The sequence below is a fragment of the Pseudomonas sp. PS1(2021) genome (assembly GCF_020405165.1).
In the GTDB taxonomy this organism is placed as follows: Bacteria; Pseudomonadota; Gammaproteobacteria; order Pseudomonadales; family Pseudomonadaceae; genus Pseudomonas; species Pseudomonas aeruginosa.
In genome coordinates this window covers 2,921,769-2,946,953 of record NZ_CP084484.1, presented here as the reverse complement: position 1 = coordinate 2,946,953, position 25,185 = coordinate 2,921,769, and the positions used below count along the sequence as shown (strand labels likewise).

Here is a 25,185-nt window from a genome sequence, read left to right as displayed (position 1 = left end):
CCATGGCTAGCATTCGTACACTTTCCTTTGACGCCATCATCGTCGGTGGCGGTGGCGCCGGCATGCGTGCCGCGCTGCAACTGGCCCAGGGCGGCCACAAGACCGCCGTGGTGACCAAGGTCTTCCCGACCCGTTCCCACACCGTATCCGCACAGGGTGGCATCACCTGCGCGATCGCTTCGGCCGACCCGAACGACGATTGGCGTTGGCACATGTACGACACCGTCAAGGGCTCCGACTACATCGGTGACCAGGACGCGATCGAATACATGTGTTCCGTCGGCCCCGAGGCCGTGTTCGAGCTCGAGCACATGGGCCTGCCGTTCTCCCGTACCGAAACCGGCCGCATCTACCAGCGTCCGTTCGGCGGCCAGTCCAAGGACTTCGGCAAGGGTGGCCAGGCCGCCCGTACCTGCGCCGCCGCCGACCGTACCGGCCACGCGCTGCTGCACACCCTGTACCAGGCCAACCTGAAGAATGGCACCTCGTTCCTCAACGAGTGGTACGCGGTCGACCTGGTGAAGAACCAGGACGGCGCGGTGGTCGGCATCATCGCCATCTGCATCGAGACCGGCGAGACCGTCTACATCCGTTCCAAGGCCGTGGTCCTGGCCACTGGCGGTGCCGGCCGTATCTACGCCTCCACCACCAATGCGCTGATCAATACCGGTGACGGCGTGGGCATGGCCCTGCGTGCCGGCGTGCCGGTGCAGGACATCGAGATGTGGCAGTTCCACCCGACCGGCATCGCCGGCGCCGGTGTACTGGTCACCGAAGGTTGCCGCGGCGAAGGCGGTTACCTGATCAACGCCCACGGCGAGCGCTTCATGGAGCGTTATGCGCCGAACGCGAAGGACCTTGCCGGCCGCGACGTGGTCGCCCGTTCCATGGTCAAGGAAGTCCTGGCCGGCAACGGCGTGGGCCCGAACAAGGACCACGTGCTGCTGAAGCTCGACCACCTCGGCGAGGAAGTCCTGCACAGCCGCCTGCCCGGCATCTGCGAACTGTCCAAGACCTTCGCCCACGTCGACCCGGTCGTTGCGCCGATCCCGGTGATCCCGACCTGCCACTACATGATGGGTGGCGTTGCCACCAACATCCATGGCCAGGCCATCACCCAGGACGCCAACGGCAACGACCAGATCGTCGAAGGCCTGTTCGCCGTGGGCGAAGTGGCCTGCGTATCGGTACACGGCGCCAACCGCCTGGGCGGCAACTCGCTGCTCGACCTGGTGGTATTCGGCCGTGCCGCCGGTCTGCACCTGGAAAAAGCGCTGAAAGAGGGCATCGACGCCCGCGGCGCTTCCGAGAGCGACCTGGAAGCCTCCTTCAAGCGCCTGAACGGCGTGAACGAGCGCACCAGCGGCGAAGAAGTCGCTCCGCTCAAGCGCGAGCTGCAAAGCTGCATGCAGAACTACTTCGGTGTGTTCCGCACCGGCGAGTACATGCAGAAGGGCATCGCCCAGCTGGCCGACCTGCGCGAGCGTATCGCCAACGTCAAGATCAACGACAAGAGCCAGGCATTCAACACCGCGCGCATCGAAGCGCTGGAACTGCAAAACCTCCTCGAGGTGGCCGAGGCCACCGCGATCGCGGCCGAGCACCGCAAGGAGTCCCGTGGCGCCCACGCCCGTGAAGACTTCGAGGAGCGCGACGACGAGAACTGGCTGTGCCACACCCTGTACTTCCCGGGTGAGAAGCGCGTATCCAAGCGTTCCGTCAACTTCGCGCCGAAGACCGTTCCGGCATTCGAACCCAAGGTTCGGACTTACTAAGGGTGCCCGCCATGTTGCAAGTGAGTGTTTATCGTTACAACCCCGACAAAGATGCTGCGCCGTACATGCAGGATTTCCAGGTCGACACCAACGGCAAGGACGTGATGGTCCTCGACGTGCTGGCGCTGATCAAGGAACAGGACGAGGGCTTCTCCTACCGTCGTTCCTGCCGTGAAGGCGTCTGCGGCTCCGATGGCATGAACATCAACGGCAAGAACGGCCTGGCCTGCATCACCCCGCTGTCGGCCGCCGGCCTGAAGGGCGGCAAGCTGGTGATCCGTCCGCTGCCGGGCCTGCCGGTCATTCGTGACCTGGTCGTGGACATGAGCATCTTCTACAAGCAATACGAGAAGGTGAAGCCGTTCCTGCAGAACGATACGCCGGCCCCGGCCATCGAGCGTCTGCAGACCCCGGAAGAGCGCGAGAAGCTGGACGGTCTGTACGAGTGCATCCTGTGCGCCTGCTGCTCGACCTCCTGCCCGTCCTTCTGGTGGAACCCCGACAAGTTCCTCGGTCCGGCCGCACTGCTGCAAGCCTATCGTTTCCTGGCCGACAGCCGTGACACCAAGACCGAAGAGCGCCTGGCTTCGCTGGACGACCCGTTCAGTGTGTTCCGCTGCCGCGGAATCATGAACTGCGTGAACGTTTGCCCGAAGGGTCTGAACCCGACCAAGGCGATCGGCCACGTGCGTAATATGCTGCTGCAGAGCGGAACCTGATCCTCTCGCAGTTGTTATATGAGTTGTACCTAGCAACACCTGTGGCGCCGGAGTTCTTCCGGCGTCGCAGCAACTAAGCGGGCCAAGCTCACAAAGCCATGGCCCAGATTTGAAAAATATGACCAGCAGGGGCATCCGGGCTGGTACCCGGACTATCTGCGGGATCTGTAGTGGCCATACCGATGTCGCTGCCTGAGGACTTCGGAGCCTTCAAGGTTTCGCCAGGTGGTTGTCCCCTTACCGAGGGTGACCTAGCATGCACGAAAGCGTAATGCAGCGGATGTGGAACAGTGCCCATCTATCCGGTGGTAACGCTGCCTACGTCGAAGAGCTCTACGAGCTCTACCTGCACGACCCTAACGCTGTGCCAGAAGAGTGGCGCACGTATTTCCAGAAGCTTCCCGCCGATGGCAATCCCGCCCCCGACGTCTCGCACTCCACTGTGCGCGATCATTTCGTCCTGCTGGCCAAGAACCAGCGCCGTGCCCAGCCGGTTTCCGCCGGTAGCGTGAGCAGCGAGCACGAGAAGAAGCAGGTCGAAGTCCTTCGTCTCATTCACGCTTACCGTCTCCGCGGCCACCAGGCTTCCACCCTCGACCCGCTCGGCCTGTGGCAGCGTCCCGCGCCTGCCGACCTGTCGATCGACCACTACGGTCTGACGGGTGCCGACCTGGACACCACTTTCCGCACCGGTGAGCTTTACATCGGCAAGGAAGAGGCGACCCTGCGTGAAATCGTCGACAGCCTGAAGAGCACCTACTGCGGTACCTTCGGCGCCGAGTTCATGCACATCGTCGATTCCGAGCAGCGCAAGTGGTTCCTCCAGCGTCTGGAAAGCGTGCGTGGCCGTCCCGGCTTCTCCGCCGAGGCGCGTGCGCACCTGCTCGAGCGCCTGACCGCGGCCGAAGGCCTGGAGAAGTACCTGGGCACCAAGTACCCGGGCACCAAGCGTTTCGGCCTGGAAGGCGGCGAAAGCCTGATCCCGATGGTCGACGAGATCATCCAGCGCTGCGGTTCCTACGGCGCCAAGGAAATCGTCATCGGCATGGCTCACCGCGGTCGCCTGAACGTCCTGGTCAACACCCTGGGCAAGAACCCGCGCGACCTGTTCGACGAGTTCGAAGGCAAGAAGATCGTCGAGCTGGGCTCCGGTGACGTGAAGTACCACCAGGGCTTCTCCTCGAACGTGATGACCAGCGGTGGCGAAGTCCACCTGGCGCTGGCGTTCAACCCGTCGCACCTGGAAATCGTTTCCCCGGTGGTCGAGGGTTCCGTTCGTGCTCGCCAGGACCGTCGCAAGGACAGCTCCGGTGACAAGGTGGTACCGATTTCCATCCACGGCGATGCCGCCTTCGCGGGGCAGGGCGTGGTCATGGAAACCTTCCAGATGTCGCAGACCCGCGCCTACAAGACCGGTGGCACCATCCACCTGGTGATCAACAACCAGGTCGGTTTCACCACCAGCCGCCAGGACGATGCGCGTTCCACCGAGTACGCCACCGACGTGGCGAAGATGATTCAGGCGCCGATCTTCCACGTCAACGGCGACGATCCCGAAGCCGTGCTGTTCGTCACCCAGCTGGCCGTCGACTATCGCATGCAGTTCAAGCGTGACGTGGTCATCGACCTGGTCTGCTACCGTCGCCGCGGCCACAACGAGGCGGACGAGCCGAGCGGCACCCAGCCGCTGATGTACCAGCAGATCGCCAAGCAGCGTACTACCCGCGAGCTGTACGCCGATGCGCTGGTGAACGCCGGCGTGCTCAGCGCCGAGCAGGTTCAGTCGAAGATCGACGACTACCGCGATGCCCTGGACAACGGCCTGCACGTGGTGAAGAGCCTGGTCAAGGAGCCCAACAAGGAACTGTTCGTCGACTGGCGTCCGTACCTGGGCCATGCCTGGACCGCGCGTCACGACACCCGCTTCGACCTGAAGACCCTGCAGGAACTGTCCAGCAAGATGCTGGAAGTGCCGGAAGGCTTCGTGGTTCAGCGCCAGGTTTCGAAGATCTACGAAGATCGCCAGAAGATGGCGGCCGGTGGCCTGCCGATCAACTGGGGCTTCGCCGAGACCCTGGCCTACGCGACCCTGCTGTTCGAAGGCCATCCGGTACGGATGACCGGCCAGGACGTCGGCCGTGGCACCTTCTCGCACCGTCACGCGGTGCTGCACAACCAGAAGGACGACTCGGTCTACGTACCGCTGGCCAATCTGTTCGACGGCCAGCCGCGGCTGGATATCTACGATTCCTTCCTTTCGGAAGAGGCCGTGCTGGCGTTCGAATACGGTTTCGCCACCACCACGCCGAATTCGCTGGTGATCTGGGAAGCCCAGTTCGGCGACTTCGCCAACGGCGCCCAGGTGGTCATCGACCAGTTCATCACCAGTGGCGAAAGCAAATGGGGCCGACTCTGCGGCCTGACCATGCTGCTGCCGCACGGCTATGAGGGGCAGGGTCCGGAGCACTCCTCCGCGCGCCTGGAGCGCTACCTGCAGCTCTGCGCCGAGCAGAACATCCAGGTCTGCGTGCCGACCACCCCGGCTCAGGTCTACCACATGCTCCGCCGTCAGGTGATCCGCCCACTGCGCAAGCCGCTGGTGGTGATGACGCCGAAGTCCCTGCTGCGTCACAAGCTCGCCATCTCGACCCTGGAAGATCTGGCCAACGGTTCCTTCCAGACCGTGATCCCGGAAATCGACAGCCTGGATCCGAAGAAGGTCGACCGCGTCGTGCTGTGCAGCGGCAAGGTGTACTACGACCTGCTGGAGAAGCGTCGCGCGGAAGGCCGCGAAGATACCGCGATCGTCCGTATCGAGCAGCTGTATCCGTTCCCGGAAGACGACCTGGCGGAAGTTCTGGCTCCCTACAAGAACCTCAAGCACATCGTCTGGTGCCAGGAAGAGCCGATGAACCAGGGCGCCTGGTTCTGCAGCCAGCATCACATGCGTCGTGTCATCGCCGCGCACAAGAAGGGCCTCAATCTCGAGTACGCCGGCCGCGAAGGCTCCGCTGCTCCGGCTTGCGGCTACGCCTCGATGCACGCCGAGCAGCAGGAAAAACTGCTGCAAGACGCCTTTACTGTTTAACGCCTACGCGCTGAAGAAACCGAATTTAAGGAAATGCACACAATGGCTATCGAAATCAAAGCCCCAACCTTCCCGGAATCGGTCGCCGACGGCACCGTCGCCACCTGGCACAAGAAGCCGGGCGAAGCGGTCAAGCGCGACGAACTGATCGTCGACATCGAGACCGACAAGGTGGTCATCGAGGTTCTCGCCGAGGCTGACGGCGTGCTGGCCGAGATCATCAAGAACGAAGGCGACACCGTTCTGAGCAACGAGCTGCTCGGCAAGCTGAACGAAGGCGGCGCCGCCGCTCCGGCCGCTCCGGCTGCCGCTGCGCCCGCCGCCGCTCCGGCTGCCCAGGCCGCCGCTCCGGCCGCCGCTGGCGGCGACGACGCCATCCTGTCCCCGGCCGCGCGCAAGCTGGCCGAGGAGGCCGGTATCGATCCGAACAGCATCGCCGGCACCGGCAAGGGCGGTCGCGTGACCAAGGAAGACGTGGTCGCTGCGGTCGAAGCGAAGAAGAACGCCCCGGCCGCCCCGGCCAAGCCTGCCGCCCCGGCTGCCGAGGCGCCGATCTTCGCCGCCGGCGACCGTGTCGAGAAGCGTGTGCCGATGACCCGCCTGCGGGCCAAGGTCGCCGAGCGCCTGGTCGAGGCGCAGTCCGCCATGGCCATGCTGACCACCTTCAACGAGGTCAACATGAAGCCGATCATGGACCTGCGTTCGAAGTACAAGGACCTGTTCGAGAAGAAGCACAACGGCGTGCGCCTGGGCTTCATGTCCTTCTTCGTCAAGGCCGCCACCGAGGCGCTGAAGCGCTTCCCGGGGGTCAACGCTTCCATCGACGGCAACGACATCGTCTACCACGGCTACCAGGACATCGGTGTTGCCGTTTCCAGCGACCGCGGCCTGGTGGTTCCGGTACTGCGTAACGCCGAGTTCATGAGCCTGGCCGAGATCGAGGGCGGCATCGCCAACTTCGGCAAGAAGGCGAAGGAAGGCAAGCTGACTATCGAAGACATGACCGGCGGCACCTTCACCATCTCCAACGGTGGCGTGTTCGGTTCCCTGCTGTCGACCCCGATCGTCAACCCGCCGCAGACCGCCATCCTCGGCATGCACAAGATCCAGGAGCGCCCGATGGCCGTGAACGGCCAAGTGGTGATCCTGCCGATGATGTACCTGGCGCTGTCCTACGACCACCGTCTGATCGACGGCAAGGAAGCGGTGAGCTTCCTGGTGGCGATCAAGGACCTGCTGGAAGATCCGGCTCGCCTGCTGCTGGACGTCTGATTTAGCGTTTCTCTTCACGGCGGCCCCCTCGTGGGGCCGTCCGGTTTCACCCGAATAAGGATTGAGATATGAGCCAGAAATTCGACGTGGTAGTGATTGGTGCCGGCCCCGGCGGTTACGTTGCCGCCATCCGCGCTGCCCAGCTGGGCCTGAAGACCGCCTGCATCGAGAAGTACATCGGCAAGGAAGGCAAGGTGGCGCTCGGCGGTACCTGCCTGAACGTTGGCTGCATCCCGTCCAAGGCGCTGCTGGACAGCTCCTACAAGTACCATGAGGCCAAAGAGGCCTTCAAAGTCCATGGTATCGAAGCCAAGGGCGTCACCATCGACGTTCCGGCGATGGTTGCGCGCAAGGCCAACATCGTCAAGAACCTGACCGGCGGCATCGCTACCCTGTTCAAGGCCAACGGCGTGACCTCCTTCGAAGGCCACGGCAAGCTGCTGGCCAACAAGCAGGTGGAAGTGACCGGTCTGGACGGCAAGACCCAGGTCCTGGAAGCCGAGAACGTGATCATCGCTTCCGGCTCCCGCCCGGTGGAGATCCCGCCGGCCCCGCTGACCGACGACATCATCGTCGACTCCACCGGCGCCCTGGAATTCCAGGCCGTGCCGAAGAAGCTGGGTGTGATCGGCGCCGGCGTCATCGGTCTGGAGCTGGGTTCGGTATGGGCCCGCCTGGGTGCCGAGGTGACCGTGCTGGAAGCCCTGGACAAGTTCCTCCCGGCTGCCGACGAGCAGATCGCCAAGGAAGCCCTGAAGGTCCTGACCAAGCAAGGCCTGAACATTCGCCTGGGTGCCCGCGTGACCGCTTCGGAAGTGAAGAAGAAGCAGGTCACCGTGACCTTCACCGACGCCAACGGCGAGCAGAAGGAAACCTTCGACAAGCTGATCGTCGCGGTCGGCCGTCGCCCGGTGACCACCGACCTGCTGGCCGCCGACAGCGGCGTGACCCTGGACGAGCGTGGCTTCATCTACGTCGACGACCACTGCAAGACCAGCGTTCCGGGCGTCTTCGCCATCGGTGACGTGGTTCGCGGCGCGATGCTCGCGCACAAAGCCTCGGAAGAGGGCGTGATGGTCGCCGAGCGCATCGCCGGCCACAAGGCGCAGATGAACTACGACCTGATTCCGTCGGTCATCTACACCCACCCGGAAATCGCCTGGGTCGGCAAGACCGAGCAGACCCTCAAGGCCGAGGGCGTCGAAGTCAACGTCGGCACCTTCCCTTTCGCCGCCAGCGGTCGCGCGATGGCTGCCAACGACACCACCGGCCTGGTCAAGGTCATCGCCGATGCGAAGACCGACCGCGTCCTGGGCGTCCACGTGATCGGCCCGAGCGCCGCCGAGCTGGTACAGCAAGGCGCGATCGGCATGGAATTCGGCACCAGCGCCGAAGACCTGGGCATGATGGTCTTCTCTCACCCGACGCTGTCCGAAGCCCTGCACGAAGCTGCCCTGGCAGTGAATGGCCATGCCATCCACATCGCCAACCGCAAGAAGCGCTGAGTGATCCGACGCCCCGGTTCACGCCAGGGGCGTCACAGCGACGCGGGACGCGTCGTCCGTCAGGCCAGGACAGGTTCCTGGCCTTGTCGGGTCCGGGTTCTGTAGAATCCACGGTTTGCCGCCTGCGTCGGGATGCCGCAGGCGGCAGACTTTCAGAAGAACCACGGCGGGTGAGCGCCGGCGACCGTTGCGAGGTGGCCGCGGGCGTATGCCGCCGGACTGTTTTTTCGCGAGCCGGGTGGTTCGCGAAACGACGGTCACAGGTGGTGGGGCGCCACGAGCGCTCCGCCGAAATGCGCAATACCTAGACGAATAACGGTAGACAAGCATGAATCTCCACGAATATCAGGGTAAGCAGCTGTTCGCTGAATACGGCCTGCCTGTATCCAAGGGCTTTGCCGTAGACACCCCCGAAGAGGCCGCAGAAGCCTGCGACAAGATCGGCGGCAGCGAGTGGGTCGTCAAAGCTCAGGTGCACGCCGGCGGCCGCGGTAAAGCGGGCGGTGTGAAGCTGGTGAAGAGCAAAGAGGACGCCAAGGCGTTCGCCCAGCAGTGGCTGGGCAAGAACCTGGTGACCTACCAGACCGACGCCAACGGCCAGCCGGTCAGCAAGATCCTGGTGGAGTCCTGCACCGACATCGACAAGGAGCTGTACCTCGGCGCCGTCGTCGATCGTTCCAGCCGCCGCATCGTGTTCATGGCTTCCACCGAAGGTGGCGTGGACATCGAGAAGGTCGCCCACGACACTCCCGAGAAGATCCTCAAGGCTACCATCGACCCGCTGGTCGGCGCGCAGCCGTACCAGGGCCGCGAGCTGGCCTTCCAGCTGGGCCTGAAGGGCGACCAGATCAAGCAGTTCACCCATATCTTCGTCGGCCTGGCGAAGTTGTTCCAGGACTACGACCTGGCCCTGCTGGAAGTGAACCCGCTGGTGATCAAGAAAGACGGCAACCTGCACTGCCTGGATGCCAAGATCAACATCGACAGCAACGCCCTGTACCGTCAGCCGAAGCTGCGCGCCATGCACGACCCGTCCCAGGACGACGCCCGTGAAGCCCATGCGCAGAAGTGGGAGCTGAACTACGTCGCGCTGGAAGGCAACATCGGCTGCATGGTCAACGGCGCCGGCCTGGCCATGGGTACCATGGACATCGTCAACCTGCACGGCGGCAAGCCGGCCAACTTCCTCGACGTTGGCGGCGGTGCGACCAAGGAGCGCGTGACCGAAGCGTTCAAGATCATCCTGTCCGACAGCAACGTGAAGGCTGTCCTGGTGAACATCTTCGGCGGCATCGTGCGTTGCGACATGATCGCCGAAGGCATCATCGGCGCCGTCAAAGAAGTCGGCGTGAAGGTTCCGGTTGTCGTCCGCCTGGAAGGCAACAACGCTGAACTGGGTGCCAAGGTCCTGGCCGAAAGCGGCCTGAACATCATCGCGGCAACCAGCCTGACCGACGCTGCCCAGCAAGTCGTCAAGGCCGCGGAGGGTAAGTAATGAGCGTCCTGATCAACAAAGACACCAAAGTCATCTGCCAAGGCTTCACCGGTAGCCAGGGCACCTTCCACTCCGAACAGGCCATCGCCTATGGCACCAAGATGGTCGGCGGCGTGACCCCCGGCAAGGGCGGCACCACCCACCTCGGCCTGCCGGTGTTCAACACCGTCAAGGAAGCCGTGGAAGCCACCGGCGCCGAAGCCTCGGTCATCTACGTTCCGGCTCCGTTCTGCAAGGACTCGATCCTGGAAGCGGCATTCGGCGGCATCAAGCTGATCGTCTGCATCACCGAAGGCATCCCGACCCTCGACATGCTGGACGCCAAGGTCAAGTGCGACGAGCTGGGCGTACGCCTGATCGGCCCGAACTGCCCGGGCGTGATCACTCCCGGCGAGTGCAAGATCGGCATCATGCCGGGTCACATCCACCTGCCGGGCAAGGTAGGCATCGTGTCGCGTTCCGGCACCCTGACCTACGAAGCCGTGAAGCAGACCACCGACGCCGGCTTCGGCCAGTCCACCTGCGTGGGCATCGGCGGCGACCCGATCCCGGGCTCCAACTTCATCGACATCCTGAAGCTGTTCCAGGAAGATCCGCAGACCGAAGCCATCGTCATGATCGGCGAGATCGGTGGTTCCGCCGAAGAAGAAGCCGCGGCCTTCATCAAGGCCAACGTGACCAAGCCGGTGGTGTCCTACATCGCTGGCGTGACTGCCCCTCCGGGCAAGCGCATGGGCCACGCCGGCGCCATCATCTCCGGCGGCAAGGGCACCGCGGACGAGAAGTTCGCCGCCCTGCAGGACGCCGGTGTGAAGACCGTGCGTTCCCTGGCCGACATCGGCAAGGCCCTGGCCGAGCTGACCGGTTGGGAAGTGAAGAAGGCCTGATTTCCCGGGTTTTCTGAGTTCCAGGACGAAGGCCACCGCCTCACAGCGGTGGCCTTCGTCGTTCTATCGCATCCGTCAAACGAATGTTGCCGCGATGCGCTATCATTGCCAACGGTTCGTGTCCGACAAAACCCCGGGCGCACCACGCATCATCCCGCAGGCCAGCGCGCCTGCAGCTATAGCGCCACATGGCCCTCAAAAGGGGTCGGGCGGCTTGACCGGTCCTCCTCATCCGGAAGGACGATGTTTCCTAACACCCCCAAAGGGAAACCCCGAACAACCGAGACTTCTGCCAGTGGTACATCCTCCTATGACTCATTTGAAAGGGTTCGACCTGCTCGCCCTTGGCTTCATGACGTTCGCGCTTTTTCTCGGCGCGGGTAACATCATCTTTCCTCCCAGTGCCGGCATGGCGGCGGGCGAACACGTATGGAGCGCGGCTTTCGGCTTCCTCCTTACCGGTGTCGGCCTGCCGTTGCTGACGGTGGTCGCCCTGGCCCGGGTCGGAGGCGGTATTGGCCGCCTGACCCAGCCGATCGGGCGGCGCGCGGGAGTGGCGTTCGCCATCGCCGTCTATCTTGCCATCGGCCCGCTGTTCGCCACCCCGCGTACAGCCGTGGTGTCCTTCGAGATGGGCGTCGCGCCTTTCACCGGGGACGGCGGCGCGCCGTTGCTCGTCTATACCGTCGCTTACTTCTCCGTGGTTCTGTTCCTGGTGCTGAACCCGGGTCGCCTTGTCGACCGGGTCGGAAAGGTCATCACGCCGGTGCTGCTGTCGGCCCTGCTGGTCCTTGGCGGCGCGGCGATCTTCGCGCCGGCGGGAGAGATCGGCAGCAGTTCCGGCGAGTACCAGAGCGCGCCCCTGGTGCAGGGCTTCCTGCAGGGCTACCTGACCATGGATACCCTCGGTGCGCTGGTCTTCGGTATCGTCATCGCCACCGCCATTCGCGACCGCGGCATCAGCGACAGCCGGCTGGTCACGCGCTATTCCATGATCGCCGGGGTCATCGCCGCCACCGGCCTGTCCCTGGTCTACCTGGCGCTGTTCTATCTTGGCGCCACCAGCCAGGGCATCGCCGGCGACGCCCAGAATGGCGTACAGATCCTCACCGCCTATGTGCAGCAGACCTTTGGCGTTTCCGGCAGCCTGTTGCTGGCGGTGGTCATCACCCTGGCCTGCCTGACCACGGCGGTAGGGCTGATCACGGCGTGCGGCGAGTTCTTCAGCGACCTGCTGCCGGTTTCGTACAAGACGGTGGTGATCGTGTTCTCGCTGTTCAGCCTGCTGGTCGCCAACCAGGGACTGACCCAGTTGATCAGCCTTTCGGTACCGGTTCTGGTGGGACTCTATCCGCTCGCCATCGTGCTGATCGCCCTGAGCCTGTTCGACCGGCTCTGGGTGTCGGCCCCGCGGGTGTTCGTGCCGGTGATGATCGTCGCGCTGCTCTTCGGCATCGTCGACGGGCTGGGGGCGGCCAAGCTGAACGGGTGGGTGCCGGACGTCTTCGCCAAGCTTCCGCTCGCCGATCAGAGCCTTGGCTGGCTGCTGCCGGTATCCATTGCGCTGGTCCTGGCAGTCGTTTGCGATCGGCTGCTGGGCAAGCCGCGCGAAGCGGTCGCCTGAGACGTCAGGCGAACCCCAGGAAGGCCGCCTCCGGGCGGCCTTTTTCATGAGCCGACGAAAGTCGTGTCCTGGCCGCGGCGAGCGGCGTCCCAACGGCGCGAAACAACGGCGGGGCGATTCCCGGCCGGCTCAAGAGGGAGTTTTCATGACCGCCGAACTCGGCATTTTCAACGGGCACCTGCTGCAACACCTGCTGGCGGCGCTCTGGTTCCTGTTCTGCTGGGTGGGCTACACCCGCTACGCCACCTGGAAGGGTCGCGACACCGCCTGCCTGGCCAGCGTCCTGCACCTCTACCGGGAGGACTGGATGCGCCGGTTGCTGCTGCGCGACAACCGTATCGCCGACGCCAGCGTGATCGGTAACCTGGAGCGTAATGCGTCGTTCTTCGCCTCCAGCACGCTGATCATCCTCGCCGGCATCCTCACCCTGCTGGGCTCCACCGATCGCGCCGTCTCGGTACTGGCCGACCTGCCGTTCGTGGAGGAGGCCAGCCGGGGACTGTCGGAACTGAAGCTGCTGTGCCTGGCAGTGGTCTTCGTCTATGCCTTCTTCACCTTCAGCTGGTGCATGCGCCAATACAACTTCGCGGCGATCCTGGTCGGCTCGGCACCGATGATCGGCGAGCGCAACGTCGGCGAGCTGGAGCGCAAATCCTTTGCCGAGCGTGCCGCCCGGGTCATCTCGCTGGCGGCCAACCAGTTCAACTTCGGCTTGCGCTCGTACTATTTCGGCCTGGCCATGCTCGCCTGGTTCATCAATTCCTGGTTCTTCATGCTGGTGACGGCCGGCGTGGTGCTGGTCCTGTATCGCCGCGAATTCCATTCGGACGTGCTGGAGGTGATGGTCTACACCGAGACCGCAATCGCCGAAAGCCCGCGGGAAGGCGAGGGCGAGGTGCCCAGGGGCTGAATCCCGGGCATGAAAAAGCCCGCTTGCGCGGGCTCTTTCAGGGTACGTCAACGAGAACTTATTGCTGGTTCTGTTGCGGTTGCTCCGGAGTCGGTGCCGGAGTCTGCGGGGTTGCCGGAGTGTCGCTCGACGGCGCCGGGGCGCTGGGCTCGGCAGGGGGAGTAGCCGGAGCGCTCGGCTGGGTCTCGGTAGCCGGAGCTGCCGGGGCCGCTGCCTTGTCTTCCTCTTTCTTGTCGCAAGCGGCCAGGCCAAGGCTGGCAGCGAGCAGCAGGGCAAGAGTTACGGTCTTTTTCATCGTTTAGCCTCCATGTGCGGCTTTCCTCGTTGTAGCCCTTTGAACATTTGCGCTGGCGTGAAGTTCCACACACTTCGACTATTTCGATCGTTATGTCCAAAACCCCGGCTGCCGGGGCTTTGGCGGCAGGGTATGATTCGCCCTCCAGAAAACTCCCAGCAAGGTCGCCGTCATGTCGGAAAATCCTCTCCTCGAGCGCGCCCGGCGCTTTCTCTCGGCCTTGCGTCATTGCCAGGTGCTGGGGTTGACGGTCGAGGCCGCCGACGAGAAAGGACTGACCCTGCGCCTGCCCTACAGCCAGGCGATCATCGGCAACCCGGAAAGCGGGGTCGTCCACGGCGGCGCGATCACCACCCTGATGGACACCACCTGTGGTATTTCCACGGTCTGCGTGCTGCCGGACTTCGAGATCTGCCCGACGCTCGACCTGCGCATCGACTACATGCATCCCGCCGAACCGCACAAGGATGTCTATGGCTTCGCCGAGTGCTACCGGGTCACGCCGAACGTGATCTTCACCCGCGGCTTCGCCTACCAGGACGATCCGGGCCAGCCCATCGCCCATGTCGTCGGCGCTTTCATGCGCATGGGCGGTTCGGCCCGCGCCGGGGCGGCCAGGCCGGCCGCGCAGGGAGGTGCGGCATGAGCCCGACCAGCCTCGAGCAACTGGTCCGCGACGCGCGTCGGAACAACGACTACAGCCCGCTGGTGGAGCTGATCCCGTACGCCAAGCTGCTCGGCATCGAATGCCTGCGCCTGGGCGACGACATGGTCTTCCGCCTGCCGGCGAACAAGGACAACATCGGCAACCCGACCCTGCCGGCCATCCATGGCGGCGTGATCGCCGGCTTCATGGAGCATGCGGCGATGTTGCACCTGCTGACCTTCATGAGCATTCCGCACCTGCCGAAGATCATCGATTTCTCCATCGACTACCTGCGTGCCGGGCACTTCCGCGATACCTACGCGCAATGCCAGGTCTGGCGCCAGGGGCGACGGGTGGCGAACGTCGCGATCAACGCCTGGCAGACCACCCAGGGCGAGCCCATCGCCACTGCGCGGGCGCATTTCAAGGTGGACGAGCCGTGAGCCGTACGCTGCGGAAAGTGGGCTGAGGATATCGCGATGGATGCCTTGCTGATTCTGGGCGGCCTGCTGCTGATGGTCGCCGGCTATATCTGGGTCATCGTCCTGGCCTTCGGTACCGGTCTGCTGTGGGGTTACGGCAGCCTTTTCCCGCCGGTGGCGCTGGCCTACATCGGCGTGCACTGGCGTACGGCGCGCAAGGGCGTCGGGCTGGCCGCGCTGGGTTGCATCCCGCTGGTGGTCGGCCTGGCGCTGCTGGCCAGTCACGACGCTGCGCGGCTGGAGGCGATCCTCAGCCTGCGCTGGCTGAAACCGGAGGCCAGGCCGCCGGCGGAACTGTCCATCGCGCTCAGCGGGGAGTTCAACGGCAAGCCTTTCGCGCCGCAGAGCGGCGAGTTGATCGGCGGCGTGCTGAGCCTGCGCCAGGGGCACGATTTCTACGCCCAGCGCGAGCTGCAGATCCGCCTTCCGGCACAGCCGCTCGGGGCGCTGCGCCTGGATGTGCTGCCCGAGGACGGCGGCGCGTTGCCAGAAGTCGAGCTGAGCTGGCTGCAACCGGATCAGGACCTGCCCGAGGCACGTCGTCTCCTGCGTGGCTATACCTTGCACCTGGACCTGCGGCCCAAGGCGCCGAACCGCCTGGAGGGCGAGTTCCACCTGAGCCTGCCGAGCGACTACCGGACCACCCTCAGCGGCCACGTCGAGCTGTATACCGACCGGCTGCGCTATCGGCACGGCAAGGTCGACCTGGGCTACGACTCCGACGATACCCTGGCCCTGGTCTTGCGCGATTATCTGCAGCGACGTTTCGCCAGCCGCGACGTCAGCCTCGTGCGGGCGCCGTCCTGGCGCGCGGCCAGCCATGCGCGGCCGCTGCGTATCGAGGCCCTGGTGGCCGGCCAGGCTCAGGTGCTGGAGCTGACGCTGGAGAAGAACGCCCGGCGGGAGTGGACGGTGCGCGGCGACGCGTTCCCCGCCTTGCCGGCGGAGCCTGCGACCGTGGCCGCGGCGGCGCCGCCCGAGCCGCAGGCGCTGCCGGCGCCGGGCAACGCCACCCTCGACCTGGAGCTGGTCCAGGTCGAACCGCAGCGCTACAGCCAGCGCCTGGTCAAGGCCACGACGGTACGCGGGCGTATCGCCGAGGGCCGTTTCACCGGCCTCGACAGCGAGGGGCGCCTGGTGATCCGCCGGGAAATGCCCGGTGCGGGGGAGGTGAGCTACCTGTTGCGCCCGGCGGAGATCGCCCGTCTCGAACTGCTCGAACGCTAGTCGTCGCACGACGGTGCGCGGTTTTTTCGCATAAGCGCTTGAAAAGCCGGAAGAAGGCCCCACCTAGGGGACATCCGCCGTGGTACGCGGCTTATGTCATTGATGGAGCTTGGAGCGATGAGCGTGGAAACCCAAAAAGAGACACTGGGCTTTCAGACTGAAGTGAAGCAACTGCTTCACCTGATGATTCATTCTCTCTATTCGAACAAGGAAATCTTCCTCCGCGAACTGATTTCCAACGCCTCGGACGCCGCCGACAAGCTGCGTTTCGAAGCCCTGGCCAATCCCGAGCTGCTCGAGGGCGGCGCCGAGCTGAAGATCCGCGTCAGCTTCGACAAGGAAGCCAACACCGTCACCCTGGAAGACAACGGCATCGGCATGAGCCGCGAGGATGTGGTGACTCACCTGGGCACCATCGCCAAGTCCGGGACCGCCGACTTCCTGAAGAACTTGTCTGGCGACCAGAAGAAGGATTCGCACCTGATCGGCCAGTTCGGCGTCGGTTTCTACAGCGCCTTCATCGTCGCCGACAAGGTCGATGTCTACTCCCGTCGCGCCGACCAGCCGGCCAGCGAAGGGGTGCACTGGTCGTCGAAGGGCGAGGGCGAGTTCGACGTCGCTACCATCGACAAGCCCGAGCGCGGTACCCGCATCGTCCTCCACCTGAAAAAGGGCGAGGAGGAGTTCGCCGATGGCTGGCGCCTGCGCAACGTGATCAAGAAATACTCCGATCACATCGCTTTGCCGATCGAGCTGCCCAAGGAATTCCACGGCGAAGAGGCCGACAAGCCGGCCGAGCCGGAATGGGAAACGGTCAACCGCGCCAGCGCGCTGTGGACCCGTCCGCGCGCCGAGGTGAAGGACGAGGAATACCAGGAGTTCTACAAGCACGTCGCCCATGACTTCGAGAACCCGCTGAGCTGGAGCCACAACAAGGTCGAAGGCAAGCTGGAATACACCTCGCTGCTCTACGTGCCGGGCCGCGCGCCGTTCGACCTGTACCATCGCGAGGCGCCACGAGGCCTGAAGCTGTACGTACAGCGCGTGTTCATCATGGACCAGGCCGACGAGTTCCTGCCGCTGTACCTGCGCTTCATCAAGGGTGTGGTCGACTCCAACGACCTGTCGCTGAACGTCTCCCGGGAAATCCTGCAGAAGGATCCGGTGATCGACTCGATGAAGTCGGCGTTGACCAAGCGCGTGCTGGACATGCTGGAGAAGCTGGCGAAGAACGAGCCGGAGCAGTACAAGACCTTCTGGAAGAACTTCGGCCAGGTCCTCAAGGAAGGCCCGGCGGAAGACTTCGGCAACAAGGAGAAGATCGCCGGCCTGCTGCGCTTCGCCTCCACCGGCGACGATTCGGGCGAGCAGAGCGTAGCGCTGGCCGACTACATCGGTCGGATGAAGGAAGGCCAGGACAAGATCTACTACCTCACCGGCGAGAGCTACTCGCAGGTGAAGAACAGCCCGCACCTGGAAGTCTTCCGCAAGAAGGGCATCGAGGTGCTGCTGCTCACCGATCGCATCGACGAGTGGCTGATGAGCTACCTGCCGGAGTTCGACGGCAAGCAGTTCGTCGATGTCGCCCGCGGCGACCTGGACCTGGGCAGCCTGGACTCGGAAGAGGACAAGAAGGCCCAGGAAGAAGTCGCCAAGAGCAAGGAAGGCCTGATCGAGCGCCTGAAGAAGGTGCTCGACGAGCAGGTCAGCGAAGTCCGCGTCTCCCACCGTCTGACCGACTCGCCGGCGATCCTCGCCATCGGCGAACAGGACCTTGGCCTGCAGATGCGCCAGATCCTCGAGGCCAGCGGGCAGAAAGTGCCGGACTCGAAGCCGATCTTCGAGATCAACCCGCAGCATCCGCTGATCGAGAAGCTGGATGCGGAGCCGGACGAGGACCGCTTCGGCGAGCTGTCGCATATTCTCTTCGACCAGGCCGCCCTGGCCGCGGGGGACAGCCTCAAGGATCCGGGCGCCTACGTACGCCGACTGAACAAGCTGCTGGTGGAGCTGTCCGCTTAAGCAGTAGCCCCGACAAAGCCCGCTTCGGCGGGCTTTGTCTTTTCCAACTCTCGCAGGAGCAGTACCCATGAGTGAGATTCGTGTAGAGCCGGTCGCCTACGACATCGATGGGCAGCCGTACGAAGGTCAACTGGTGTACGACGCCAGCCACGCGGGACCGCGCCCGGGCCTGCTGATGGCGCCGAACTGGATGGGCGTGAGCGCCGCCGCGCTGGACATCGCCCGGCAGGTCGCCGGTCGTGGGCACGTGGTGCTGGTGGCGGACCTCTACGGCAGGGGCGTGCGTCCGCAGAACGGCGACGAGGCGGGCGCGGCGATGATGCCGCTGAAGAACGACCGGGCCCTGCTGCGCAAGCGCATGCAGGCAGCGCTGGCGGCCTTGCGCGGACAGGCGCTCGCGGCTGTCGATACGACCCGCCAGGCCGCCTTCGGTTTCTGCTTCGGCGGTTGCTGCGCGCTGGAGCTGGCTCGCGACGGCGCCGAGCTGAAGGCCTTCGTGTCCTTCCATGGCACCCTGGATACGCCGGACCCGGCGCATGCCAGGAATATCAAGGGCGCGGTACTGGTCCTCGACGGCGCCTCCGATCCGCTGGTGCCGCGCGAGCAGTTGCCGGCCTTCGCCAGGGAGATGACCGATGCCGGCGTCGACTGGCAGCTCACCAGCTACGGCGGCGCGGTGCATTCCTTCACCGATCCGAACGCCAAGGTGCCGGGCAAGATGCACTATGACGCCAGGACCTCCCGGCGTGCCTTCCAGGCGATGGATGACCTGCTGGCGGAAGTCTTCGCCTGAGACCGCCGGCTCACTCGCGCATGGCGAAGCAATGCCTGGCCTCGGGGAAGCGCCTTTCGCGCACGTCCTCGGCGAAGCGCCGGGCCGCCTCGTCGATTTCCCGGTCGAGGCGCGCGTAGCGTTCGACGAAGCGCGGTACCTGTTCGCCGCTTAGCCCGAGCAGGTCCTCGCTGACCAGTACCTGGCCGTCGCAGGCCGGCGAGGCGCCGATACCGATGCAGGGGATCGCCAGTTCTTCGCTAAGGCGACGGGCCAGCGGCTCGCCTACGCCTTCGATGACCACCGCGAAGGCGCCGCCGCGCTGCATGGCGAGGCCGTCGCGGCGTACCCGTTCTGCGCTTTCCGGGTCACGCCCCTGGGCCTTGAAGCCGCCCATGGCGTTGACCTGCTGCGGCATCAGGCCGATATGGGCGAGCACCGGTATGCCACGGCGTACCAGGAAGTCCACGGTTTCTTCCATTTCCTCACCGCCTTCCAGCTTCACCGCCTGGGCGCCGCTGTCGGCCAGCAGGCGTGCGGCGTTGCGGAACGCCTGTCGGGGCGATTCCTGGTAGCTGGCGAACGGCAAGTCGGCCACCACGCAGGCGCGCCGACTGCCGCGCATCACCGCCAGGGTGTGGGCGACCATCATCTCCAGGCTCACTCCCAGGGTGCTGGGCATGCCATAGAGCACCATGCCCAGCGAATCGCCGACCAGCAGCAGGTCGGCATGCGGATCGAGGAGGCGGGCCATGGGCGTGCTGTAGGCGGTCAGCGCCACCAGGCTGCCGGCACCCTTGCGGCGCCGGATATCGGGAACGGACAGGCGATGTTGCGGGCGATGACTGCTCATGGCGTGGCTCCGGTTTGTCTATGGGGAGCCACACGCTACCATCGGCCGCGCACCGCTCACTCGACGGATGGGGACAACCGATGCCGCAAACGGGACAAGAACGCGACCTGCCGCGATTCCGCAGCCTGCCCTGCGCGGTGTACCTGCGCGCCTTCGAGATGCCCGCCGGGCACCGGGTGGAGATGCACGAGCACCCCTGGGGCCAACTGATGTACGCCGCCAGCGGCACCTTGCGCGCCAGCACCGAGCGGCACAGCTATCTGGTGCCGGCGCAGCGGGCGCTGTGGATTCCGCCGGGCGTCCGGCACGCCGCGGAGGCTTGCAACCCTGTGCTGTTCCGCAGTCTCTACCTGGATCGTTCGCTGCCCGGCGGTTGCCGGGTACTGGAGGTGTCCGGCCTGCTGCGCGAACTGTTGCTGCGGGCGGCGGAGTTTCCCCGTGAATATCCGCCGGGTGGCGAGGCCGAGCGTCTCATGCAGGTGGTCGCCGATGAGGTCGGGCGCCTTCGCGAGGCGCCGCTGAACCTGCCGTTGCCTGGCGACCCGCGCTTGCGCCGGATCACCGACGCGCTACAGGCGGATCCCGCCGATCCGCGCGGCATCTCGGATTGGGCGGGACTGGTGGGGGCGTCCCGACGGACCCTGGCGCGGTTGTTCCGCGAGCAGACCCAGTTGTCGTTTCGCGAGTGGCGCCAGCGCCTGCGTCTGCTCAACGCGGTCGCCGCGCTGGAGGAGGGCGCCAGCGTGACGCGGGTGGCCAGCGACCTTGGCTACGACTCCACCTCGGCGTTCATCAGCCTGTTCCAGCGTCATTTCGGCCAGACCCCCGGTTGCTTCGCCCGCTCCCTGCGCTTGCCCAACTGAGCCGCATGCTTCAGGGCGCCGCCTGTTGGCGCAGGCTTGCCGCCTTGGCCGCGAGGTCCGGCCAGGCGGGCTTGCCGGCGAAACGCTCGCGCAGGTAGTTGGCCAGGGCGGCGACTTGCCGGTCGTCGAGGCTATGGCGGAAGCCGGGCATATAGCCGAGGTCGCCGGTGGCCGGGCTGTGGATGCCGTCGAGGATGATCCGCAGCAGGTTGTCCGGGCTGTCCGCATGCACATTGCTGTTCAGCGCCAGGGATGGACGCACGCCGAAGAAGCGCGGTCCGTCGCCGTCATGGTGGCAGGCCAGGCAGGCCCCGGCGAACAGGCGCGCGCCGCTGCCGCTGGGCGGTTGCACGCGGCCGTAGCCCTGCCGGTCGAGGCGTTGCGCCTGTTGCTGATCGGTTTCCCCGGCCGGGGCAGCGGCGTAGGACGCAAGGTAATGGGCCAGGGCCCGCAGGTCCTCGTCCGACTGCTTGGCCAGGCCTTCGCCGACCACTGGCGCCATCGGCCCGCTGGCGACCCCGTGGTAGGCCGAATAGCCGTGGCGGAGGTAGGCGTAGAGGGCCTCCTCGCTCCAGGCGATGGGCGCCGGCGAACTGGCGTTCAAGGCTGGCGCGGTCCAGCCCTCCGCCTCGCCGCCGGCGAAGTGCGCGCTGCCGGACTTTTCCGCGCCGAGCGCATTGCGCGGCGAGTGGCAGGCGCTGCAATGGCCGAGGCCTTCGGCGAGATAGGCGCCGCGGTTCCATTGCTGGTTGCGCGTCGGCTCGTCGCGGTAGGCGCCGGGCTCCAGGAACAGCAGGTTCCAGCCGGCCATCAGCTGGCGTTGGTCGAAGGGGAACGGCAGCTGGTTGGCAGGCGTTTCGCTGTGCACCGCCGGCTGGCTCATCAGGTAGGCGTACAGGGCCTTCAGGTCTTCGTCGCGAGTCCTGGTGAAGGCGGTGTAAGGGAACGCCGGATACAGGTAGCTGCCGTCGCGGGCCACGCCATGCCGCATGGCCCGCTCGAAGGCGGGGTAGGACCAGCCACCGATGCCGCTCGCGCGATCCGGCGTGAGGTTGCTGCTGTAGATCGTCCCGAACGGCGTCGGCAAGGCCCGTCCGCCGGCGTTGCGCGGGCCGCCTTCGCGAGTGTGGCAGACCGCGCAGTCGCCGAGGGCGGCGAGGCGTTCGCCGCGGGCGATCTGCTCGGTGCTGAAGGGACCGGGTGTGCCTTCCAGTGGCCCGATGGCCGGTTGCCAGGCGTAGCCGAGGGCGATGGCGGCGAGCGCGACGAGGCTGCCGGAGGCCCAGAGGCCGATGCGTGTTGCCTTCTTCATCTGTCAGTCATCCACTGCGCGGGGCGCCGCGGCGCCCCGGGGAAAAGGATCAGGCCTGCGCGCTGCGCAGCGCCGCGAGTACGCGTTCCGGAGTGAACGGCACCTGTCGCAGGCGCGCTCCGGTAGCGTCGAAGATCGCATTGACGATGGCCGCGGCGCTGGGCACCGAGGCTGACTCGCCAGCGCCCATCGGTGGCTGCTCGGGGCGGTCGAGCAGCAGTACGTCGATCTCCGGCAGTTCGGGGAAGCCGAGGATCGGGTAGCCGCCCCATTCCAGGCTGGTGACGCCACGGCGGTCGAAGGTGGCGAACTCCTTGAGTACCCGGCTGGTGGACTGGATGACGTTGCCGTGGACCTGGTGCCTGACCCCATCGGGATTGACCATCTGCCCGCAGTCATGGGCGACCCAGACCTTGGCGACGCGCACCGCGCCGTTCTCCGGGTTCACCTCGACGTCGACGATCCAGGCGGCCCAGGCGGCGCCGAAACCGGGAAACTTGCTGTGGAAGTAGCGCGCATAGGCGAAGCCGCGTCCCTTCAGCACGCCGTCCCGGCGCGCCTCTGGGTTGGGGGAGGTGCGTGGCTGCCAGCCGGCGCGGGCGACCAGGGCGTCGATCAGCGCCAGGGCGCGCTGGTCGTCCAGGTAGCGGCGGCGGAAGGCGATGGGGTCGATGCCGGCCAGGTGCGCCAGTTCGTCGGCGTAGGACTCATGGGCGAACACGTTCGGCAGCGCCGAGACGCCGCGCATCCAGGACGCGCGGACGATGGGGGCGGCGTCGTTGGCCACCACCCGCATCCGCGGGTAGCGGTATTGCGGGATCGCGGTGCGGTCGCCCATGTCGGCCACCTGCGGGGTGGCCTGGATCCGCCCGGTGAGGAGCAGGGCCAGGGTCGGCGCACCGTTGGAGGGGTAGCAGGTGGCGAAGTCGTAGGCCGCCACCCGGCCTTGCTCGTCGAGGCCGCCGCGGACCTCGATCAGTTGCGCGGTGCCTTTCGGTTCCCAGCCATGTTCCTGTTCGCGCATCAGTTGTACCCGTACCGGTCGGCCCACTGCCTGCGCCAGGAGCACGGCGTCGGCGCTGACGTCGTCGGCGCCGTTGCGTCCGTAGCAGCCGGCGGCTTCCATGCGGATCACCTCGATGTCCCCGGTCTCGCGCTGCAGCAGCCTGGCCAGGTCGTTGCGCAGGTCGTGCGGGTTCTGCGTGCCGGACCAGACGCGAGCGCGCTGCGCATCGACCTCGGCGAGGGCGCAGGAAGGGCCGATGGAGGCGTGCAACTGGTAGGGCCAGACATAGGTGGCCGACAGCGGCCGGGCGATGCCCGCGAGGTGCTGCTCGAGACCGGGCGAGTCGTGCAGCGTGCGTGGCTTCTTCGGATGCCGGCGAAGCGTGTCCTCGAGCCGGTCGGGTTCCAGCGGCGGCAGGCCCTGCCAGTCCTTCCAGCGCACCTTGAGCTGGCGCGCGGCGCGGATCGCCTGCTCCTCGCGTTCGCAGACCACGCCGACGAAGTCGCCGATCACGACCACCTTGACCAGCCCCGGCAGCCCGGCGACCGAGCTTTCGTCCACCGCCAGCAGGCCGCTGCCGAGCGGGGCGCTGACATCCGCGCCGGTATAGGGCGGGCGTACCACTCGCCCATGCAGCATGCCGGGCAGGCGCATGTCATGGACATAGGTCAGTTGACCGGTCAGCTTCGCCGGGATGTCCACCCGACGCACCGGCTTGCCGACCAGACGGTACTCGCTGCGCGGCTTGAGCGGCGCCTTGCCGTCGATGTTCAGGTTGAAGCGCTGGCCTCGCAGCAACTCGCCGTAGCCGACCCGTCGCTGCGGATTGGCGGCGGCGAAGACCTGGCCGTTTTCGCTGCGCAGGCTGTCCGGATGCACCGGGAAATGGCTTCCGGCCTGGCGCAGGAGGAAGCGCCGGGCTTCGGCGGCGGCCTGGCGCAGCGGCACGGCGCTGACCTGGATGCTGGCGCTGGCGATGGTCGGCCCCTGGTCCGGTGTGCGACGGGTGTCGCCGAGGATCATCTCGACCTGCTCGAACGCGACGTCCAACTCTTCGGCGACGATCTGCGCCAGTGCCGTGCGGATGCCGGTACCAAGGTCGACGTGACCGCAGAAGGCGGTGACCTTGCCGTCCGCGGCGATGGCGATGAACGAGTCGACCTGGTCCAGCGGCAGGTCGGTGGCGCCCTGCTCGGCGAGGGCGAGTAGCGGGGCGGGCAGGTTGACGGTGACCAGCAGCAGGCCGCCGGCCTTGAGGAAGCCGCGTCGCGAGGGATTGGCCAGGCTCATGCCGGGTGCTCCTCCTGACGCTCCTTCAGGCTCTCGGCGGCACGCCGCACGGCCTTGAGAATCTCCACATGGGTGCCGCAGCGACACAGGTTGTAGGCCAATTCCTGGCGGATCTCGCCGTCGCTGGGGTTCGGGTTGCGATCCAGCAACGCCTTGGCGGTCATCACCATGCCGTTGATGCAGTAGCCGCATTGGGCGGCCTGTTCGTCGATGAAGGCCTGTTGCAGCGGATGGGGATGGGCGGCATCGCCGAGTCCTTCGAGGGTAACCACCTGGCGGCCCACGGCAGCCTCCACCGGGGTGATGCAGGAGCGGGTGGCGACGCCATCCATCAGCACGGTGCAGGCCCCGCACTCGCCGAGGCCGCAGCCGAACTTGGGACCGTTCAGTTGCAGGTCGTTGCGCAGGACATAGAGCAGGGGGGTATCGGGGGTGACATCGAGGCGCAGGGACTGACCGTTGACGGTCAGGGCAAGGGCATCGCTCATGGCGGTTTCTCCCCATGCCGGGGGCATGGCTGTTCATCAGGCGGATGTCCCGTCGGCCGTGCCTGGTAGCGTGCGGCTCTGCGGGAATTTGTTTGTATACAAACATGTTATGGATGCCTGCGGCGAACTGTCAATGGCAGGCCGCTACGACGAAAGGCGCAGCTCCGGACGACGTAACGCGGAAAAAAAGGATAGACCGCAATGGCCTCAGGTCAGGCGAGCGAGCAACCCGCGCAGGGTTTCCTGTTCTTGCGGGGAGAGGGGAGCCAAGGCCTGCCGGTTGATCTCGCGGGCGGCCGCCAGGCCGGCCTCGAGTTCGGCGCGTCCGGCAGGACTGAGGCTGACCAGCAGGCGCCGGCCGTCGTCCGGATCGGCGCTGCGCTGGATCAGTCCCCGTTTGTCCAGGCGCTCGACGACGCCCTTGATGGTCGCGGCGTCCATGGCGGTGAGCCGGCCGAGCTGGTTCTGCGGGCAGGGTCCGGTCTCGCCGAGGCGGACCAGGGCGGCCCACTGGGTGGGTGTCAGGCCGTTGCCGATGCCATTGGCGAACAACGCTGCATAGCGCTGGTTGGCCTGGCGCAGGATGAAGCCGATCTGGTCGTCGAGGCGGTACGGGGTGGTACGGGACATGCTGGGCATCGGTGGTGGCGTGAA

The 25,185-nt window shown here is 65.8% G+C and carries 21 protein-coding genes; 15 read left to right on the top strand and 6 right to left on the bottom strand.

Annotation, left to right across the window (positions count from 1 at the left end; genetic code table 11):
* Nucleotides 1–2 precede the first annotated feature (2 nt).
* The 9 genes from sdhA to LE197_RS14040 all read left to right on the top strand — a co-directional run bounded on the left by sdhA (nt 3) and on the right by LE197_RS14040 (nt 13,275).
* Nucleotides 3–1,775, top strand: coding sequence for a succinate dehydrogenase flavoprotein subunit (gene sdhA, locus LE197_RS14080; RefSeq protein WP_003087407.1), 1,773 nt, complete (start codon nt 3–5; stop codon nt 1,773–1,775).
* Nucleotides 1,776–1,786: 11 nt separating this feature from the next.
* Nucleotides 1,787–2,494 (top strand): succinate dehydrogenase iron-sulfur subunit, encoded by a 708-nt coding sequence (locus tag LE197_RS14075; protein ID WP_003087410.1) that lies wholly within the window; start codon nt 1,787–1,789, stop codon nt 2,492–2,494.
* Nucleotides 2,495–2,750: 256 nt separating this feature from the next.
* On the top strand, nt 2,751–5,582 hold the full coding sequence (locus tag LE197_RS14070) for a 2-oxoglutarate dehydrogenase E1 component (protein WP_003087413.1): 2,832 nt from the start codon (nt 2,751–2,753) through the stop codon (nt 5,580–5,582).
* A 42-nt stretch (nt 5,583–5,624) separates the two neighbouring features.
* Complete coding sequence (gene odhB, locus LE197_RS14065) at nt 5,625–6,854, top strand: 2-oxoglutarate dehydrogenase complex dihydrolipoyllysine-residue succinyltransferase (protein ID WP_003114264.1); 1,230 nt, start codon at nt 5,625–5,627, stop codon at nt 6,852–6,854.
* 68 nt (nt 6,855–6,922) lie between these two features.
* Nucleotides 6,923–8,359 carry a dihydrolipoyl dehydrogenase gene (gene lpdA / locus LE197_RS14060; RefSeq protein WP_003087422.1) on the top strand — a complete coding sequence of 479 codons (1,437 nt, stop codon included), beginning with the start codon at nt 6,923–6,925 and terminating at the stop codon, nt 8,357–8,359.
* Between the two features lie 328 nt (nt 8,360–8,687).
* Nucleotides 8,688–9,854, top strand: a complete 1,167-nt coding sequence (gene sucC / locus LE197_RS14055; protein WP_003087425.1) for an ADP-forming succinate--CoA ligase subunit beta — start codon at nt 8,688–8,690, stop codon at nt 9,852–9,854.
* Entirely contained in the window at nt 9,854–10,741 is an 888-nt protein-coding gene (sucD, locus tag LE197_RS14050; RefSeq protein WP_003087428.1) for a succinate--CoA ligase subunit alpha, read from the top strand. The genes sucC and sucD overlap by 1 nt, the downstream gene beginning before the upstream one ends.
* A 310-nt stretch (nt 10,742–11,051) precedes the next feature.
* Complete coding sequence (brnQ, locus tag LE197_RS14045; RefSeq protein WP_003087430.1) at nt 11,052–12,365, top strand: branched-chain amino acid transport system II carrier protein; 1,314 nt, start codon at nt 11,052–11,054, stop codon at nt 12,363–12,365.
* A 145-nt stretch (nt 12,366–12,510) separates the two neighbouring features.
* Nucleotides 12,511–13,275 (top strand): DUF599 domain-containing protein, encoded by a 765-nt coding sequence (locus LE197_RS14040; protein ID WP_003106486.1) that lies wholly within the window; start codon nt 12,511–12,513, stop codon nt 13,273–13,275.
* Nucleotides 13,276–13,333: 58 nt separating this feature from the next.
* Here the strand turns inward: LE197_RS14040 and LE197_RS14035 are convergent, their stop codons facing one another.
* A complete protein-coding gene (locus LE197_RS14035) occupies nt 13,334–13,570 on the bottom strand; it encodes a hypothetical protein (protein ID WP_003087435.1) in 237 nt (78 codons plus the stop codon).
* Between the two features lie 172 nt (nt 13,571–13,742).
* Here LE197_RS14035 and LE197_RS14030 point away from each other — a divergent pair, with 172 nt between their 5' ends.
* The 5 genes from LE197_RS14030 to LE197_RS14010 all read left to right on the top strand — a co-directional run bounded on the left by LE197_RS14030 (nt 13,743) and on the right by LE197_RS14010 (nt 18,740).
* A complete protein-coding gene (locus tag LE197_RS14030) occupies nt 13,743–14,216 on the top strand; it encodes a PaaI family thioesterase (RefSeq protein ID WP_003106488.1) in 474 nt (157 codons plus the stop codon).
* On the top strand, nt 14,213–14,659 hold the full coding sequence (locus tag LE197_RS14025) for a PaaI family thioesterase (protein WP_003087441.1): 447 nt from the start codon (nt 14,213–14,215) through the stop codon (nt 14,657–14,659). Before LE197_RS14030 ends, LE197_RS14025 begins: the two co-directional genes overlap by 4 nt.
* A 36-nt stretch (nt 14,660–14,695) precedes the next feature.
* Entirely contained in the window at nt 14,696–15,925 is a 1,230-nt protein-coding gene (locus tag LE197_RS14020) for a hypothetical protein (RefSeq protein ID WP_023108995.1), read from the top strand.
* 117 nt (nt 15,926–16,042) lie between these two features.
* Entirely contained in the window at nt 16,043–17,947 is a 1,905-nt protein-coding gene (htpG, locus tag LE197_RS14015) for a molecular chaperone HtpG (protein WP_023108994.1), read from the top strand.
* A 67-nt stretch (nt 17,948–18,014) separates the two neighbouring features.
* Nucleotides 18,015–18,740, top strand: a complete 726-nt coding sequence (locus tag LE197_RS14010; protein WP_226034076.1) for a dienelactone hydrolase family protein — start codon at nt 18,015–18,017, stop codon at nt 18,738–18,740.
* A gap of 10 nt (nt 18,741–18,750) precedes the next feature.
* Here the strand turns inward: LE197_RS14010 and panB are convergent, their stop codons facing one another.
* The gene (gene panB / locus LE197_RS14005; protein ID WP_016561746.1) at nt 18,751–19,572 is read right to left on the bottom strand and encodes a 3-methyl-2-oxobutanoate hydroxymethyltransferase; all 822 of its coding nucleotides are present in this window, start codon (nt 19,570–19,572) and stop codon (nt 18,751–18,753) included.
* A gap of 80 nt (nt 19,573–19,652) precedes the next feature.
* Between panB and LE197_RS14000 the strand changes: the two genes are divergently transcribed.
* Nucleotides 19,653–20,435, top strand: coding sequence for an AraC family transcriptional regulator (locus LE197_RS14000; protein ID WP_003117756.1), 783 nt, complete (start codon nt 19,653–19,655; stop codon nt 20,433–20,435).
* Nucleotides 20,436–20,445: 10 nt separating this feature from the next.
* On the opposite strand, the gene LE197_RS13995 is transcribed toward LE197_RS14000, so the two are convergent.
* The 4 genes from LE197_RS13995 to LE197_RS13980 all read right to left on the bottom strand — a co-directional run bounded on the left by LE197_RS13995 (nt 20,446) and on the right by LE197_RS13980 (nt 25,161).
* On the bottom strand, nt 20,446–21,747 hold the full coding sequence (locus tag LE197_RS13995) for a cytochrome c (protein WP_023108993.1): 1,302 nt from the start codon (nt 21,745–21,747) through the stop codon (nt 20,446–20,448).
* A gap of 49 nt (nt 21,748–21,796) precedes the next feature.
* Nucleotides 21,797–24,043 (bottom strand): xanthine dehydrogenase family protein molybdopterin-binding subunit, encoded by a 2,247-nt coding sequence (locus LE197_RS13990; protein WP_023108992.1) that lies wholly within the window; start codon nt 24,041–24,043, stop codon nt 21,797–21,799.
* A complete protein-coding gene (locus LE197_RS13985; protein ID WP_023108991.1) occupies nt 24,040–24,531 on the bottom strand; it encodes a (2Fe-2S)-binding protein in 492 nt (163 codons plus the stop codon). Before LE197_RS13985 ends, LE197_RS13990 begins: the two co-directional genes overlap by 4 nt.
* Before the next feature lie 207 nt (nt 24,532–24,738).
* Nucleotides 24,739–25,161 carry a MarR family winged helix-turn-helix transcriptional regulator gene (locus LE197_RS13980; RefSeq protein WP_003087460.1) on the bottom strand — a complete coding sequence of 141 codons (423 nt, stop codon included), beginning with the start codon at nt 25,159–25,161 and terminating at the stop codon, nt 24,739–24,741.
* Between the last annotated feature and the right edge of the window lie 24 nt (nt 25,162–25,185).

What these genes read in the sequence shown, in the direction of transcription:
- sdhA (WP_003087407.1), top strand. Translation starts at nt 3, where the DNA reads ATGGCTAGCATTCGTACACTTTCCTTTGACGCCATCATCGTCGGTGGC.
- LE197_RS14075 (WP_003087410.1), top strand. Translation starts at nt 1,787, where the DNA reads ATGTTGCAAGTGAGTGTTTATCGTTACAACCCCGACAAAGATGCTGCG.
- LE197_RS14070 (WP_003087413.1), top strand. Translation starts at nt 2,751, where the DNA reads ATGCACGAAAGCGTAATGCAGCGGATGTGGAACAGTGCCCATCTATCC.
- odhB (WP_003114264.1), top strand. Translation starts at nt 5,625, where the DNA reads ATGGCTATCGAAATCAAAGCCCCAACCTTCCCGGAATCGGTCGCCGAC.
- lpdA (WP_003087422.1), top strand. Translation starts at nt 6,923, where the DNA reads ATGAGCCAGAAATTCGACGTGGTAGTGATTGGTGCCGGCCCCGGCGGT.
- sucC (WP_003087425.1), top strand. Translation starts at nt 8,688, where the DNA reads ATGAATCTCCACGAATATCAGGGTAAGCAGCTGTTCGCTGAATACGGC.
- sucD (WP_003087428.1), top strand. Translation starts at nt 9,854, where the DNA reads ATGAGCGTCCTGATCAACAAAGACACCAAAGTCATCTGCCAAGGCTTC.
- brnQ (WP_003087430.1), top strand. Translation starts at nt 11,052, where the DNA reads ATGACTCATTTGAAAGGGTTCGACCTGCTCGCCCTTGGCTTCATGACG.
- LE197_RS14040 (WP_003106486.1), top strand. Translation starts at nt 12,511, where the DNA reads ATGACCGCCGAACTCGGCATTTTCAACGGGCACCTGCTGCAACACCTG.
- LE197_RS14035 (WP_003087435.1), bottom strand. Translation starts at nt 13,570, where the DNA reads ATGAAAAAGACCGTAACTCTTGCCCTGCTGCTCGCTGCCAGCCTTGGC.
- LE197_RS14030 (WP_003106488.1), top strand. Translation starts at nt 13,743, where the DNA reads ATGTCGGAAAATCCTCTCCTCGAGCGCGCCCGGCGCTTTCTCTCGGCC.
- LE197_RS14025 (WP_003087441.1), top strand. Translation starts at nt 14,213, where the DNA reads ATGAGCCCGACCAGCCTCGAGCAACTGGTCCGCGACGCGCGTCGGAAC.
- LE197_RS14020 (WP_023108995.1), top strand. Translation starts at nt 14,696, where the DNA reads ATGGATGCCTTGCTGATTCTGGGCGGCCTGCTGCTGATGGTCGCCGGC.
- htpG (WP_023108994.1), top strand. Translation starts at nt 16,043, where the DNA reads ATGAGCGTGGAAACCCAAAAAGAGACACTGGGCTTTCAGACTGAAGTG.
- LE197_RS14010 (WP_226034076.1), top strand. Translation starts at nt 18,015, where the DNA reads ATGAGTGAGATTCGTGTAGAGCCGGTCGCCTACGACATCGATGGGCAG.
- panB (WP_016561746.1), bottom strand. Translation starts at nt 19,572, where the DNA reads ATGAGCAGTCATCGCCCGCAACATCGCCTGTCCGTTCCCGATATCCGG.
- LE197_RS14000 (WP_003117756.1), top strand. Translation starts at nt 19,653, where the DNA reads ATGCCGCAAACGGGACAAGAACGCGACCTGCCGCGATTCCGCAGCCTG.
- LE197_RS13995 (WP_023108993.1), bottom strand. Translation starts at nt 21,747, where the DNA reads ATGAAGAAGGCAACACGCATCGGCCTCTGGGCCTCCGGCAGCCTCGTC.
- LE197_RS13990 (WP_023108992.1), bottom strand. Translation starts at nt 24,043, where the DNA reads ATGAGCCTGGCCAATCCCTCGCGACGCGGCTTCCTCAAGGCCGGCGGC.
- LE197_RS13985 (WP_023108991.1), bottom strand. Translation starts at nt 24,531, where the DNA reads ATGAGCGATGCCCTTGCCCTGACCGTCAACGGTCAGTCCCTGCGCCTC.
- LE197_RS13980 (WP_003087460.1), bottom strand. Translation starts at nt 25,161, where the DNA reads ATGTCCCGTACCACCCCGTACCGCCTCGACGACCAGATCGGCTTCATC.